The organism is Halobellus marinus (assembly GCF_032113415.1).
In the GTDB taxonomy this organism is placed as follows: Archaea; Halobacteriota; Halobacteria; order Halobacteriales; family Haloferacaceae; genus Haloquadratum; species Haloquadratum marinus.
This window is the reverse complement of record NZ_CP134946.1, coordinates 1,183,383-1,196,619: the sequence shown is the minus strand read 5'-3', so window position 1 is coordinate 1,196,619 and position 13,237 is coordinate 1,183,383. Positions and strand designations below refer to the sequence as shown.

The following is a 13,237-nucleotide window of genomic DNA, read 5'->3' as shown; positions in this document are numbered from 1 at the left end:
GTCACGGGCGGTCGGGGACGACAGCGCTCCGGAAGCGATCCGCGACGTCGCCGGCGTCGCCCGCCCGGACGTCGAGATTCGCGGCCGCCTCGTGGAACGCGTCGGCGGCGGGGTCGGTCGGCGCGTGGGCGAGTAGCGGCTCTCCGGCCCGCCGGGCCGCCCGCACCGCGTCGCTCTCAGGGACGCTCGCGAGCGTCGTCCCGCCGAAGTAGCGGCCGGCCTGCTCGGCGACTGTCTCGACGTCCTCGTCTGGTTCGACCCGGTTGAACAGCACGCCCGCCGTCTCCGTGCCGTACGAGCGGGCGTACTCCTGAACCTTCAGGCCGTCCGACAGCGACGGCACCGTCGGCTGGAGGACGACCACGATCCGGTCGGCGAGGACGATCGGCAACACCGCGCTCTTCGACCCGAGCGCCGCCGGGGAGTCCAAGAGGAGCACGTCGGTGTCGGCGGCGAGTTCGGCGACGACGTCCCGGAGTCGGGCGGGATCGGCCGCCTCGAAGCCCGCGAGGCTCGTCCCACAGGGCACCACCGACATCCCGAAGCGGTCGTACACCGCCGCCTCGACGGGAACGTTTCGCTCCGTGACCAGCAGGTCGTGCAGCGTCACGTCGGCGTCGTCGAGCCCGGCGTGAAAGAGGAGGTTCGCCATCCCCGTGTCAGCGTCGACGACCGTGACGTCGTAGCGCTCCGCGAGCGCCATCCCGAGCGCCAGCGTGCTCGTCGTCTTGCCAGTGCCGCCCTTCCCGCTTGCGACGGCGAACGCTTCGACCATACCGACGCATTGCGATACCCCCTCAAAAGTCTTCGATTCCCGTTTTCCGCGGCGACCGCCCGATCCTGTTCGTCCGTAATTTTAAATGGGTATAGATGGGTGGTACGGTATACCAATGCCGATCGATCCGAACTTCGAGGAAAACAGGGAGATCGTCGACGAACACAACGGGCACAACGTCTGGGGACCCGTCGAGGAACCGGAGGAACTGGGCATTCACGGCACCCACGTCGCCGTCGACTTCGACATCTGCCTGGCCGACGGCGCTTGCATCGAGGACTGTCCGGTCGACGTCTTCGAGTGGGTGGACACGCCGGGACATCCCGAGAGCGAAATCAAGGCCGACCCCGCGAACGAACCCCAGTGTATCGACTGTATGATCTGCGTCGACGTCTGTCCGGTGGACGCCATCGACGTCGACGCCGGCCGTTCCGGACGAACGTAACCGTTAGTGACGGAAGCGAACGGAACGTCGCCAGCAGTGGCGGAAGCCAATAGAACGCGCCGGCAGTGGCGGAAACCAACACAACATCGCCGTCAGTGGCGGAAGCCAACGCAACATCGCCGTCAGTGGCGGAAGCACCCCATCCATCGGCGCGTCGGCTGGTCGAGTGCGACGAGACACGGGAGAGATAACCATAAATAACAATTAAGGAACCCCCCGTTGGACTAGGGTGTGAGAGTTGATACCAATGGATATGATCGTGCTCACGAAGGGGGTGCCCGACTTCCGCGAAGGACAGGTGTCCTTCGACGAGGACGGACACCTCAAACGGGGAGAGACGCCGACGGTAATGAACCCGAACGACAAACACGCGCTGCGGGCCGCGCTGCAGACAAAAGTGCGGCAGGGCGGCTCTGTCGACGTGATGAGTATGGGTCCGCCGGGGTACGGTGACGTCCTCCGGGAGGCGATGGAGTCTGTGTACGCCGACGAGTTGTATCTCCTCTCGGACCGGGAGATGGCCGCCGCCGACACGTGGGCGACGGCGATCACGATCTGCACCGCCCTGGAGAAACTGGAACCCGAACCCGACCTGGTCTTTGCGGGATTCAAGACCGCAGACGGGGAGACAGGCCACACGGGCCCACAGACCTGCTGGGGGTACGATATGCCGCTCGTCACCCACGTCATCTCGATGGAGGTCGATCCCGAGGAAGAGCGGCTCCGCGCAAAACGGCTCGTCGAGGGCGACATCGAGGAGATCGAGACCGTCGAGACGTCGCTGCCGGCGTTCGTCGTCGCGGATCCCGAGTTCGAGCCCTCGTACCGCCGGGCGGACCATCGGCTGCGGCACAAGGACCTCCGCGAGGAGACCCAAAAGCGGGCAAAGAACCACGAGGACCACATGACGGTGTGGGACCACGAGGACCTCAACCTCGATCCGGACTACATCGGGCTCGACGGCTCGCCGACGGTGGTCTCCTCGGTGGATCCGATCCCGAAGGCGCCCGCCGAGCGGGACGCGACGATGGTCGATCCCGCCGACGACGCCGGGATGGAACAGGTACTCGACGAGATGGCGCCGTTCGCGGGGGGTGACTGAGTATGACCGAGACACCGTTCGATCCCGGCGAGTACACGATTCCGGAGTTGGGCCCAGAGGTGCAGAGTATCGAGGACGTCGAGACGCTCCAGGCACTTCTGGAGGCGGAGCGCGGGGGGGAGGACCGCGCGGGTGCGAAGACCATAATCGAGAGCCGGATCGAGAAGTTCAGCGAGGACGACACCGACGACGGCGACGGGATCGACCCCACAGAGATGAGCGCCGCCGAGGTGGGCAACGCGCTCCAGGACATCGACGAGGTGGACGAACTGGAGCGGCTCCGCGACGCCGAGGAGGCAGGTGAAAGCCGAAACAGCGTGCTGACGCTGATCGAGAACCGCCTGGATTCGGTGCGCGGCAGCGAGAAGGAGGCCGCGGAGGTGATCCCGCCCGAGGAGAAGCACCCGGACCTGGATCACCCGACTGCGGACAAGCGCCACGTCCGCGCCATCGATGACGGCGCCTACGGCGATATGTGGGTGTACTGTGAGACGCAGGCGGGCGGCCTGATCGACGTCTCCCGGGAGATGCTCGGGAAGGCGCGGGCGCTGATGGACGAGTACAACGACGACTACGGCGTCTCCGCGAGCGGAGGCTCGGAAGACGAGTCTTCCGGTGCCGACGAGAAGGTCGTCGCCGTGCTGATCGGCGACGGCGTCTCGGAGCTCGCAGACGAGTGTATCGCCTACGGCGCGGACACAGTCGTCTACCACGAGGACCCCCGGCTGGAGCGCTTCCGCCACGAGCCGTACACCCGCGTGTTCTGCGATATGGCGCGCTGGGGCGGCGACCCCGGCGCGGGCAACCCCGATCCCGCGGAGTGGCGCGACTACGACGAGCCGCGATACGTCCTCTTCCCGGCGACGCACAACGGGCGGGACCTCTCGGCGCAGGTGCAGGCCGAACTCGACTCGGGGCTCGCAAGCGACTGTTCGGGGCTCTACATCGAGAACGCGGTCATCTCCAACCCCGCGAAGACGGGCGGCGAGGACCGGGAGTTCGAGCGCGTCCTCCACATGAAGCGCCCGGACTTCAGCGGCTTCGAGTACTCGACGATCCTCTGTCTCGACAACCCCAGCCGGGAGTTCCACCCGCAGGGCGCGTCGGTCATCCCCGGGAGCTTCGAGCTGCCGGAGCCGGAGCCCGAGCGGGAGGGCGAGGTGGTCGAACACGAGTTCGATCTCGACGACGGGTGGTTCCGCGTCGAGATCGAGGAGTACGACCGGCTGGAGGGCGGCGTCGACCTCACGGGACACGAGGTCGTCGTCGCGCTCGGGCGCGGCATTGGCGACGATCCCACCCGGGGGATCGAACTCGGCCTCGACCTCGTCGACGCGTTCGAGGACGCCACGCTCGGCATCACGCGGGGGATCGTCACCTCCTCCTACCAGTTCGAGGGCCACGTCGAATCCTACACCGGGGAGGACCGACAGATCGGTGAGACGGGCCAGGTCGTCGAGCCCGACCTCTACATCGCGGCGGGCATCAGCGGTGCCATCCAGCACAAGGTCGGGATGGACGAATCCGACACCATCGTCGCGATCAACACCGATCCCGACGCGGACATCCGGGACTTCTCGGATTACTTCATCGAGGGCGACCTCTTCGAGGTGTTGCCCGGTCTGATCGACGCCGTCGAGGCCGGGGAGTGGGAGGCTCCGGCCGTCGCCGACGGAGGTGAGCGCGAATGAGCGCCGCCGACGGATCCGAACTCACGAGCGCCGGCGATGGCGACCACGAACACTACGAGGCCGTCGTCGTCGGCGCGGGACCGGGTGGCGCCGCCGCCGCCGCGGTGCTCGCACGGAACAATGTGGAGACGCTGGTGCTGGAGCGGGGCGTCGACGCCGGGGCGAAGAACGTCTCCGGCGGCCTCATCTACGCCGAGGAGTCGGCGCCGTACACGATCGACGATCTGTTCCCCGACTTCCGTGAGGCCGCCGCAGAGCGCCCCGTCACCGATTACTACCTTCACAACGTCGCCGGCGACCAGGTGAAGACCTTCGACATCACCGAACTCCACGAGCACGACACCGAGTGGTCCGACGCGGTCCTCCGGCGGAAGATGGACTCGTGGCTTGCTGACCGGGTTCACGAACTGACCCGCGAGACCGGCGGCGGCCTGCTCACCGACGTGCGGGTCAACGGCCTGCTCCGCGAGAACGGTGATATCGTCGGCGTGACCTGCGACGAACTCGAGCCGATCGAGGCGGATTTCGTCGTCGCCGCCGACGGCGTCAACAGCGAACTCGCCCGCGACGCCGGGCTGATGGACTGGGACGAGCCTGAAGAGTGGTTCCAGGGCGTGAAGGCGGTGGTCGACCTGCCCGACGGCGCAGTCGAAGAGCGGTTCGACATCGCCGAGGGCGAGGGTGAAGCACACCTCTTCTCCGGCGACCTCTTCGAGGACGTCCGCGGGGGCGGGTTCCTCTATACGAACGAGGACACCCTCTCGATCGGGACCGTCTTCCACCTCGACAGCCTCGTCGCGGAGGCGGCCGAGCCTCACGAACTGCTCGACGCGCTGCTCACGCACCCACTTATGGCGCGCTGGCTGGACGACGGCTACGAGGAACTGGAGTACGGTGCGAAGCTCGTTCCGGACTCGAAGAAGGTCGCCCATCCCTCGCCCCACCAGGGTCGACTGGTCCTCGTCGGCGACGCCGGCGGCCAGATGCAGGCCCAGGGGCCGATCATCAAGGGGATGAACCACGCCGTCACCGCCGGCGCGCTCGCCGCGGAGGCGTTCGCGGAGGCACAGTCGCGAAACGACCCGGACGCGGCCGGCGACCTCTACGAGCGGAAGCTCCGCGACGAGGGCGTGATGGAGAAGCTCCGGCCGAGCCGATACCGGGCGGTTCGAGCGGTAGCGGAGAACGATCCGGTCACGAACGTCACCGACGCGCTCTTAGATTCCGCGATCGGCCGGTTCGGGGTCCGCGCGCTCGGCGACCGCCTCGAAGGCCTCTACGAGTCGCCGTTCCTCGCGATGATGGTGCCGGACACCCGCACGCCGTACGTCACGCTCCCGACGGTCATCGCCGAGGAGTTGGGCGAACCGATCGAGACCGAAAACGACGTGCACCCGCCGGATCTGGCCGACCGTATCGGCGATCTGACCTACGACATCGACATCGGCAACCCCCACATCGAACTCGTCGACGACTCGGCAGCGGCCAGCGGCGACGCCGTGACCGCCTGCCCGGTCAGCGCCCGCGACTTCGGCGGCGGCTGTTACCGGTCGGAGACCGTTCGGACGAACGGCGAGGAACGAACCGTCGTGAGCCTCGACACCCAGCCCTGCGTCGAGTGCGGCACCTGCGCCATCGTGGCCGACACCGACTGGGAGCACCCCCGGGGCGGCAAGGGGGTCGAATACCGGCAGGGATAAGATGGAACCCTCGCCGTACACCGAGCGCATCGCCGACCTGGCCGAGCAGGCCCGCGCGGCGCGGGCGTCGTTCGAACCACCCGAATCGCCACCGGCGGAGGAGCAGGCACTGGAGTATCTCCGCGAGGTGTTCGGCCCGGCTGTCACGCTCTATATCGACGCCCGGACCGGGGCCGACCACGTCCGCCTGACCAGCGAGGACTTCTCGCGGCTCGACCAGGCGCTTCACGACGGGTTGACCCTGTATCTCCGGTGTTACGGCTCCGAGCACGACCCCGACGTGACCGTCAGAACGGCAGCAGAACTGCTCGTGGAGACGCACAATATTCGCGATACGGCGCAGCTGCTCACCGACGTGCCGTCCCGCCGATAAACAACTGCTCACCGACGTGCCGCCTCGCCGATAAACAACTGCTCACCGACGTGCCGCGAGATAATAATCACAATTAATCATAAATAGTTGTGTGTGGAACGATCACGTATGAACGAGACCCTCGACCACAAGAGCCGGGAGGCCATCTACGAGTACGTCGACGAGTTCGGGCCGGTCGACCGTGAGCAGGTCCGGGACGAACTCGGGTTCGATCAGGGGGCGTTCGGAAACCACGTCACGATCCTCAAACGGGACGGGCGCCTCAAAGAGACGAACGGCAAACTGGAGACCACGTTCGAAGGCGATTTCGACGGCGACACCGCGACGACGTTCTCCGAGGGGGACGTGACCTTCTCGATCCGCCCCGCGCGGCAGCCGGATCACTCGGGACTCGTCGAGGTGATCCGCGAGACCGTCGCCGACGGGCGCGACGTCGTCGCGGAGAACATCGCCGACATCCTCGACAACGAGCGGGTGCTCTTCCGTCACGACGACGTCCAGTCACGGGTGTTCTTCGTCGCCACCGTCGACGGCGACGTCGTCGGGTGGACCAACCTGACCCACCCTGAACTGGAGAAGCTGAGCCACACCGCGGAACTCACCGTCGGTGTGCTTCCGGAGTACCGCCGTAACGGGATCGGCAGCCACCTGCTCCAGCGCGGGCTGGAGTGGGCGGGCGAGGAGGGCTACGAGCGGATCTACAACAGCATCCCCTCGACGAACGAGAAGGCGATCGAGTTCCTCAAAGACCACGGCTGGGAGATCGAGGCCACGCGCGAGGACCACTACCGGATCGACGGCGAGTACGTCGACGAGGTGATGATGGCCGTCTGGATCTAGCCGGGCCACCCTTCCCGCCCGTCGGCGTCGGGAAGCGGCTCGACCACGACGCCGTCCTGCTGTCCGAGCGCCCGCCCGTGTGCCGCACAGACGACTCTGTTTTCGGCCCACGGAATGTGGAGTCGGACCGCCGCGGTCCGGTCGCACTCTGCCTCCGTGCAGGTCTCGGCCATACGGACAATTGGGACAGCGCCGGACTATAGCTTCTGTGTCCCGCTCCGGTGGTCAGCGCTCCACGTCCGGACAGAGCGCGTCGAGCGGGATCTGTTCGACGAGCGCCGCAGCACGTGCGTACGGATCTGGCGGCTCAACAGGGTCGTCTGGCCCCGCAGTCGCCGGCGATGGGGACGCCCCCGGCCGCGAGACTCCCGCGTGCTCGAAGACGGCTTCGACGAACGCCGTGCGTGCCGTTTCGTTCTCGAAGAGCCCGTGAAGGTAAGTTCCGAGGACCGTTCCCGTCGCAGCGCCGAGGGAGATCGGCTCCCTGTCGGCGGCGGAGAACGGCGTCTCGATCGATGCGGCTGCGGGCGTCGCGGTCGACTCCTCGCGGGGTGCATCGACCGGCTCGTCGCGCGCGAGCGCAACCGGCCGCGTCTCGCCCGCGTGGATCTCGTAGCCGTCGACGACGCCCGACGCGCCCGCGAGTGGTCCTGAACCATCCACGTGCCACGTCGCCGGAGCGACACGCTTTCGTTGAGAAAAGGCGGTCTCGACCGGCAGCAGTCCGATTCCCCGGAGCGTCGACTCGTCGGCGACGCCCTCGACGTCGGCGGCGACGAGGCGCTCGCCGAGGAGCTGGTACCCGCCGCAGAGCCCGACGACGGGGCCCTCGAACGCTCGCAGACGCTGGTGCAGGTCCGCCTCCCGGATCGCGCGCAGGTCGTCCGCGGTGTTCTTCGTGCCGGTCAGCACGACCCCGTCGGCGTCCGAAAGCGACGCGTCGAGCGGGACGAACGCGACGCGGACACCCGGGACGGCGGCGAGCGGATCGACGTCAGCAGTGTTGGACGCGCGCGGGAGCCGTGGCACGGCGACGGTAACGCTCTGTGCGTCAGGCACGCCGTCGTCGTCGCCGCGGACCGCCCGCTCGCCGACGGCCGGCAGCGAGACGCTGTCCTCCTCGGGGAGCCCGGGATCGTCGTACGGGAGGACCGCGAGCACGGGCACGCCGGTCCGGGCTTCGATCTCGTCGATTCCGGGTTCCAGCAGCGACCGATCGCCGCGGAACTTCGTGATGGCGACGCCGACGACCCGCTCGCGGACGTCCTCGGGCAGCAGTTCCACGGTCCCCAGAATCGACGCGAAGACGCCGCCGCGTTCGATGTCGGCGACGAGGAGGATAGCCGCGTCGGCGAAGCGCGCCGTCTCGACGTTCGCTAAGTCGCGGTCGTGGAAGTTCACCTCCGCGATCGACCCGGCTCCCTCGGCGACGACGACGTCGTGTGCGGCCGCCAGACGCGCGTGCGCCGCTTCTGCCGCCGCGCGGGCGTCCTCCCAGTGCTCGGCGTAGTAGTCGCCGGCGGCGTAGTGGCCGACCGCGACGCCGTCGACGACGAGTTGGGATTCGCCCTCGCCACGGGGCTTCAGCAGGACGGGGTTGTGGTCGGTCGTCGGCCGGACGCCAGCCGCCCGCGCCTGAACGTACTGGGAGACGCCGATCTCGCCGAACGCCGGGGCCTCGGCGTCGCGTGCGGGATCCGGTACAGCGGAGGATGCGCCTGGCTCCACGTTCCGGACCGCCGCCGGCCGCACGACCGCGCGCGCCTCGTTGCTCATATTCTGCGCCTTGAACGGCGCGACGTCCACACCGAGGTCCGCAAGGCGACGACAGAGACCCGCGGCGACGGTGCTCTTGCCGGCGTGGCTCGCTGTCCCCGCGACGAGAATGGTGGTTGCGTCGAGCGCCTGTTCAGGGACGTCGGTCGTGTTGTCGAGAGAGTCCGCCATCGGTGCGAGAGGTCAGTACTCGGTGCCCTTCCGCGCGCGGATCCCCGCGTCGAAGGGATGCTTCAGTTTCCGGACCTCGCTGACCAGGTCGGCGGCGTCGAGGAGGTACGTCGGCTCGGTGTGGCTCCCGGTCAGGACGAGTTCGAGGTCCTCCGGCTTCGCGTCGATCAGATCGAGCACCGCAGACTCCTCGATGAGCCCCTGATCGACGGCGTAGAGGATCTCGTCGAGGACCAGCAAGTGGACGCCCGCCTCGGGATCGGCGTCGAGATCGAGGGGCGCGGTCAGGTCCGCGTCGGTTGCGGCTTCGATGAGGTCCTCAGCGCGGGCGAGTGCGCCGCGGGCCTTCGCCCGGTGTTCGTCCTCGTCTGAGCCGTCGAGCATCCCGTGCCAGCCGTAGTGGCCCGTGTTCTCGTAGGTTATCCCCGGCACGGCCGCGATGGCGTTGTACTCGCCGCGGACGCTCTCGACGGAGTCCGCGCCGCCCTTCAAAAACTGGAGGAGATGCACACGGTAGCCGTGGCCTGCCGCGCGGAAGGCCATCCCGAGCGCCGCGGTGGTCTTGCCCTTGCCGTCGCCCCACCACGCCTGCACCAGGCCGAACTCCTCGGGCGCGGCGGGTTCGATGTCGTCGGCAGAGGGGCGGACGCCGCCGCCGGGCGTGCCGCGTCGCGTCTCCGACGGCGTCGTCGCCGCGGGGTCGTCGTCAGTCATACCGGGGAGTGGGAGGCGGCGGACAAGAAGGCGACGGAGCGGGCAGGGAGTGCGGCTGCAGACGGACGCTCCGACTCAGTCGTCGGCGACGGCGGCGGCGCCCTGGAGCGCCGGCGGGAGATCAGCCGGCAGCCGGTCGCGGTCGTGCGGTTCGGAGAAGTCGATGTCGGGGCCCGTCGGGACGAGCCGCTTCGGGTTCACGTCGCCGTGGCTCATATAGTAGTGCCGGGTGATGTGGTCGACGTTCACCGTCTCGGCGACGCCCGGAAGCTGGTACAGCTCCTTCGTGTAGTTCCAGAGGTTCGGGTACTCGTGGATCGCCCGGCGGTTGCACTTGAAATGGGTGTGGTAGACGTGATCGAAGCGGATCAGCGTCGCGAACATCGCGATGTCGGCCTCGGTGAGTACCTCGCCCACGAGGAAGCGCTGGTCGTCGAGGACCGACTCCCAGTGGTCGAGCGCGTCAAAAACATCGTCGACCGCAGTCTCGTATGCCGCCTGGGTGTCCGCGAACCCGGCGCGGTAGACGCCGTTGTTGATAGGGTCGTAGATCTCGTCGATCGCCTCGTCGACGTCCTCGCGGTAGCCCGCCGGCCAGAGGTCGACATCGCCTTCGAATTCGGTTTCGAGCATCCGCATAATCTCGCGGGACTCGTTGTTGACGATGGTCTCCCCTTCTTTGTCCCACAGGACCGGAACGGTCACGCGACCGGTGAACTCCGAGTCCGCGCGGGAGTAGATGTCGCGGAGGTAGTCCTCGCCGTAGAGCGGGTCGGGATACTCCTCGGAGAACTCCCAGCCGTCGTCGTGGCGGACGGGTTCGACGATCGAAAGCGAGATGTCGTCTTCGAGACCCTTCAGCCGCCGGGTCATCGCGACGCGATGCGCCCACGGGCAGGCCCGAGAGATATAGACGTGATAGCGGCCCGACTCCGCCGGATACTCGGCGTCCGGGTTGTCCTGGATCCAGTCGCGGAACGACGTCTCCTGTCTGTCGAACTCGCCGGCCTCGTTGGTCGTCTGGTAAGCGTCGGTCCGCCACTCGCCGTCGACGAGCATATTCATCGGCGACCACCTCGGCGCATCGTCGCTCGGCTCGAACGGGGAAGCACAGAGAGGGGCGTTGCTGATCGAATCATCGTCCCGAAAGTAGAGCGTGAACGGTGTAAGTCGTTCGGCGCAGAGCGGAGTTCGCACACGACCGCCGGCCGAGGTTCGTGGGCGGCACCCGGAAGTTCCGGTTATCGCTCCTCCGTCCCGACCACCCGACCGCCGGCGACGCGAGCAAAGCCCAGTGTCCGGGTCCCGCGCGTGACGTCCTCGCAGACGCGGTCGAGTTCGCGGTGTGCCGCCAGGAGTCGCCGGTCGAGCGCGTGTGTCGGTGACGCCCCGTGTCGCTCGCCTGACCCGGGTGGAGCGGATGCGCGAACGAGCGCTCGGAACGGTAGGTTCAGCGGCCGGGCGAGCGGGCGGGCAGTCCGTCCGAGATCGAGCAGTGCGAGCCGCCCACCCGGACCGACGAGGTCTGCCCACGTCTCGACCGCCGCTGCGGGCTCTGTGAGCATCCCCGAGAGGAACGTCGCCAGAACCGCGTCGGCGTCGTCGATCGGCGGCCGGGCGGCGTCGCCGCGGACGACGTGGACGTTGTGCCAGCCGGCCCGGGCAATCCGCTCCCGGGCGATCGCAAGCGGCCCGGGAGCGACGTCGACCCCGACCACGATCCCGCCGCGGCCGACCCGCTCGCGGAGTTTCGGGAAGTTCGCGCCGGTCCCACAGCCCATCTCGACGACGACGTCGCCGCGGCCCGGGTCGAGCGCGTCGACGACCGCGGCCCGGAGTCGCTCCACGCCGGGCGTGTGTCGCGCGATCAGATCGTACAGTCTCGCGTAGCGCGTGTAGAACTCCTGTGTCGCGCGGATGCCCGCAGAACGGTCCGCGTCTGAACTGACGTCATCGGCGTCGTCGCGGTCATCGAAAGCCATCCCTCACCCCCGGAGCAGTTCCTTGACCGCCGCGACGACTGCGTCGGCGTCGGGGCCGAGGACGTAGGTGATCGGTTCGATGCCGTAGCCGCCGGTCTGATAACAGACGAACGTCTCCGGGAGGTCCTCGCGGTCGGCGAGGGACTCGCGGATCGGATCGGTCGGCGCGTCGGGATCGAACTCTACGGCGTCGTAGCCGGCCGCTTCGAGCGTCGCGACGATCTCGGGGTCGTAGCGGACGTTGATCGCGGCGCGGACGTCGCGACCGGCGTCCCGGGCCGACAGGAGCACGGAGGCGACGTGCTCGCTGACGCCGAACTCCGGATCCCCGGGGACCGTCGCGCGACCCTTCACGTCGAAGATCCGCCCGGGGACGCCCGCGACGTCGTCCACGGTCGCCGCCTCGGGGAGACACTCCACGAGGTTCGAGCCGACGTTCGGGATGAGCCCAGCGAAGCCGCTCGTGTTTGTCAGTCGGCGGAGCGCCCGCCGCACCGACGAGCGCACCTGCTCGCTCGTCCGGAGGGCGCTCTCGGGGTCGTGGATCCGGCCGTACCCGTCGTATTCCGCCAGTTCCGGCATCGCTTGTTCGTGGAGTCGCGCGAGGAGGTCGCCCTCCTCGAGTCGGCGGACGAGCACCTCCGCCTCGACGAGCGCCTGCACGCTGGTCATATCGCCAGTCGTCAGGCCGTCCGCGATCCGCTCGACGAGGTCGGCGACCCGCTCGTCCGAAAGTACCTCCTCGCGGCGGTTGATCTCACCGTGTGCGTACTTCGAGACGGCGCTCTGGCTGATGCCCAGCGTTTCGGCCACTTCGTGCTGGGTGAGCCCCCTCTCGCGGAGTTCCTCCGCCAGCATCGAGCGGAACGTCGGGAGGAACTCCTCGACGACGACCTCCTCGATGAATCTCATTCCCCTTTTGCACCTCCGTCCGTCTCTTTCGCCCCGGCGTCAGTCCCGTCACCTCCTCCCCCGGCGAACTCGGGATCGGCGCCGATCCGGGACGCTTGCGGACCCTCCTGGTCCTGGTACTTCGAGCCGCGCTCGACGCCGTAGGGGCGCGCCGCGGGCTGGGTGAGTTCGGTGAAGATCAACTGGGAGACGCGCATCCCGGGAGTGAGCGCGACCGGTGCAGTCCCGAGGTTCGAGAGTTCGAGCGTGATCTGTCCCTTGTAGCCCGGGTCGACGATCCCTGCAGTCGCGTGAATCACGACCGCGAGTCGGCCGAGCGAGGAGCGCCCCTCGACGCTCGCAAGCAAATCCGGCGGGATCTCGACGCGTTCTTTGGTCGTTCCGAGCACGAAATCGCCGGGGTGGAGGATGAACTCCTCGCCCTCCGGAACGGTCGTCTCGCTGACGTACTTGGAAACCTCCGACTCGCGATTCGGGTGGATACACGAGATGTTCGTCCGCTGGAACTCCAGAAACTCCTCGCCGAGCCGGAGATCCAGGCTCGCCGGCTGGACCTGCATATCGAGGTCGTCGATGGGTTCGACGACGAGGTCGCCGGCCTCCAGGCGCGCGAGGATGTCGTCGTCTGAGAGTATCATCGTACAGGTGAGTGGGAGCGACCGATGTAAAGTCACCCGCTTTCGAGCACCGAGGCGGGCACACAAAGCGAGGACATATACACCGAGGCGGGCACACAAAGCGAGGACATATAGGATC

At 67.8% G+C, this 13,237-nt stretch carries 14 protein-coding genes; 6 read left to right on the top strand and 8 right to left on the bottom strand.

The genetic code is table 11. The features are described from left to right. Nucleotide 1: 1 nt before the first annotated feature. A complete protein-coding gene (locus RJT37_RS06125) occupies nt 2–775 on the bottom strand; it encodes a nucleotide-binding protein (protein ID WP_313688662.1) in 774 nt (257 codons plus the stop codon). A gap of 115 nt (nt 776–890) precedes the next feature. On the opposite strand from RJT37_RS06125, the gene RJT37_RS06120 reads away from it, so the two are divergent. The 6 genes from RJT37_RS06120 to RJT37_RS06095 all read left to right on the top strand — a co-directional run bounded on the left by RJT37_RS06120 (nt 891) and on the right by RJT37_RS06095 (nt 6,926). Beyond that, nucleotides 891–1,220: a 4Fe-4S dicluster domain-containing protein gene (locus RJT37_RS06120; protein ID WP_311171430.1), complete on the top strand. Its 330-nt coding sequence runs from the start codon at nt 891–893 to the stop codon at nt 1,218–1,220. A gap of 247 nt (nt 1,221–1,467) precedes the next feature. Further along, on the top strand, nt 1,468–2,322 hold the full coding sequence (locus tag RJT37_RS06115; RefSeq protein ID WP_313688661.1) for an electron transfer flavoprotein subunit beta/FixA family protein: 855 nt from the start codon (nt 1,468–1,470) through the stop codon (nt 2,320–2,322). A gap of 2 nt (nt 2,323–2,324) precedes the next feature. Then, nucleotides 2,325–4,013 carry an electron transfer flavoprotein subunit alpha/FixB family protein gene (locus tag RJT37_RS06110; RefSeq protein ID WP_313688659.1) on the top strand — a complete coding sequence of 563 codons (1,689 nt, stop codon included), beginning with the start codon at nt 2,325–2,327 and terminating at the stop codon, nt 4,011–4,013. Next, nucleotides 4,010–5,713, top strand: a complete 1,704-nt coding sequence (locus RJT37_RS06105) for an NAD(P)-binding protein (RefSeq protein WP_313688658.1) — start codon at nt 4,010–4,012, stop codon at nt 5,711–5,713. Before RJT37_RS06110 ends, RJT37_RS06105 begins: the two co-directional genes overlap by 4 nt. 1 nt (nt 5,714) lies before the next feature. Beyond that, nucleotides 5,715–6,086: a DUF8055 family protein gene (locus RJT37_RS06100; RefSeq protein WP_313688656.1), complete on the top strand. Its 372-nt coding sequence runs from the start codon at nt 5,715–5,717 to the stop codon at nt 6,084–6,086. Nucleotides 6,087–6,194: 108 nt separating this feature from the next. Next, complete coding sequence (locus RJT37_RS06095; protein WP_313688654.1) at nt 6,195–6,926, top strand: GNAT family N-acetyltransferase; 732 nt, start codon at nt 6,195–6,197, stop codon at nt 6,924–6,926. On the opposite strand, the gene RJT37_RS06090 is transcribed toward RJT37_RS06095, so the two are convergent. From RJT37_RS06090 to dcd, 7 genes are all read right to left on the bottom strand, one after another. Further along, nucleotides 6,923–7,099, bottom strand: coding sequence for a DUF8014 family protein (locus RJT37_RS06090; RefSeq protein ID WP_311171436.1), 177 nt, complete (start codon nt 7,097–7,099; stop codon nt 6,923–6,925). The genes RJT37_RS06095 and RJT37_RS06090 overlap by 4 nt on opposite strands. Nucleotides 7,100–7,151: 52 nt before the next feature. Further along, the gene (locus RJT37_RS06085) at nt 7,152–8,873 is read right to left on the bottom strand and encodes a cobyric acid synthase (RefSeq protein ID WP_313688652.1); all 1,722 of its coding nucleotides are present in this window, start codon (nt 8,871–8,873) and stop codon (nt 7,152–7,154) included. A 12-nt stretch (nt 8,874–8,885) separates the two neighbouring features. Beyond that, on the bottom strand, nt 8,886–9,587 hold the full coding sequence (locus tag RJT37_RS06080; protein WP_313688650.1) for a cob(I)yrinic acid a,c-diamide adenosyltransferase: 702 nt from the start codon (nt 9,585–9,587) through the stop codon (nt 8,886–8,888). A gap of 75 nt (nt 9,588–9,662) precedes the next feature. Beyond that, nucleotides 9,663–10,652, bottom strand: a complete 990-nt coding sequence (locus RJT37_RS06075) for a glutathione S-transferase family protein (protein WP_313688649.1) — start codon at nt 10,650–10,652, stop codon at nt 9,663–9,665. A 176-nt stretch (nt 10,653–10,828) separates the two neighbouring features. Continuing rightward, nucleotides 10,829–11,569 carry a class I SAM-dependent methyltransferase gene (locus RJT37_RS06070; protein WP_313688647.1) on the bottom strand — a complete coding sequence of 247 codons (741 nt, stop codon included), beginning with the start codon at nt 11,567–11,569 and terminating at the stop codon, nt 10,829–10,831. 3 nt (nt 11,570–11,572) lie between these two features. Continuing rightward, nucleotides 11,573–12,481 carry a thiamine-phosphate synthase family protein gene (locus RJT37_RS06065; RefSeq protein WP_313688645.1) on the bottom strand — a complete coding sequence of 303 codons (909 nt, stop codon included), beginning with the start codon at nt 12,479–12,481 and terminating at the stop codon, nt 11,573–11,575. After that, nucleotides 12,478–13,119, bottom strand: a complete 642-nt coding sequence (gene dcd, locus RJT37_RS06060) for a dCTP deaminase (protein ID WP_313688643.1) — start codon at nt 13,117–13,119, stop codon at nt 12,478–12,480. Before dcd ends, RJT37_RS06065 begins: the two co-directional genes overlap by 4 nt. Nucleotides 13,120–13,237 lie beyond the last annotated feature (118 nt).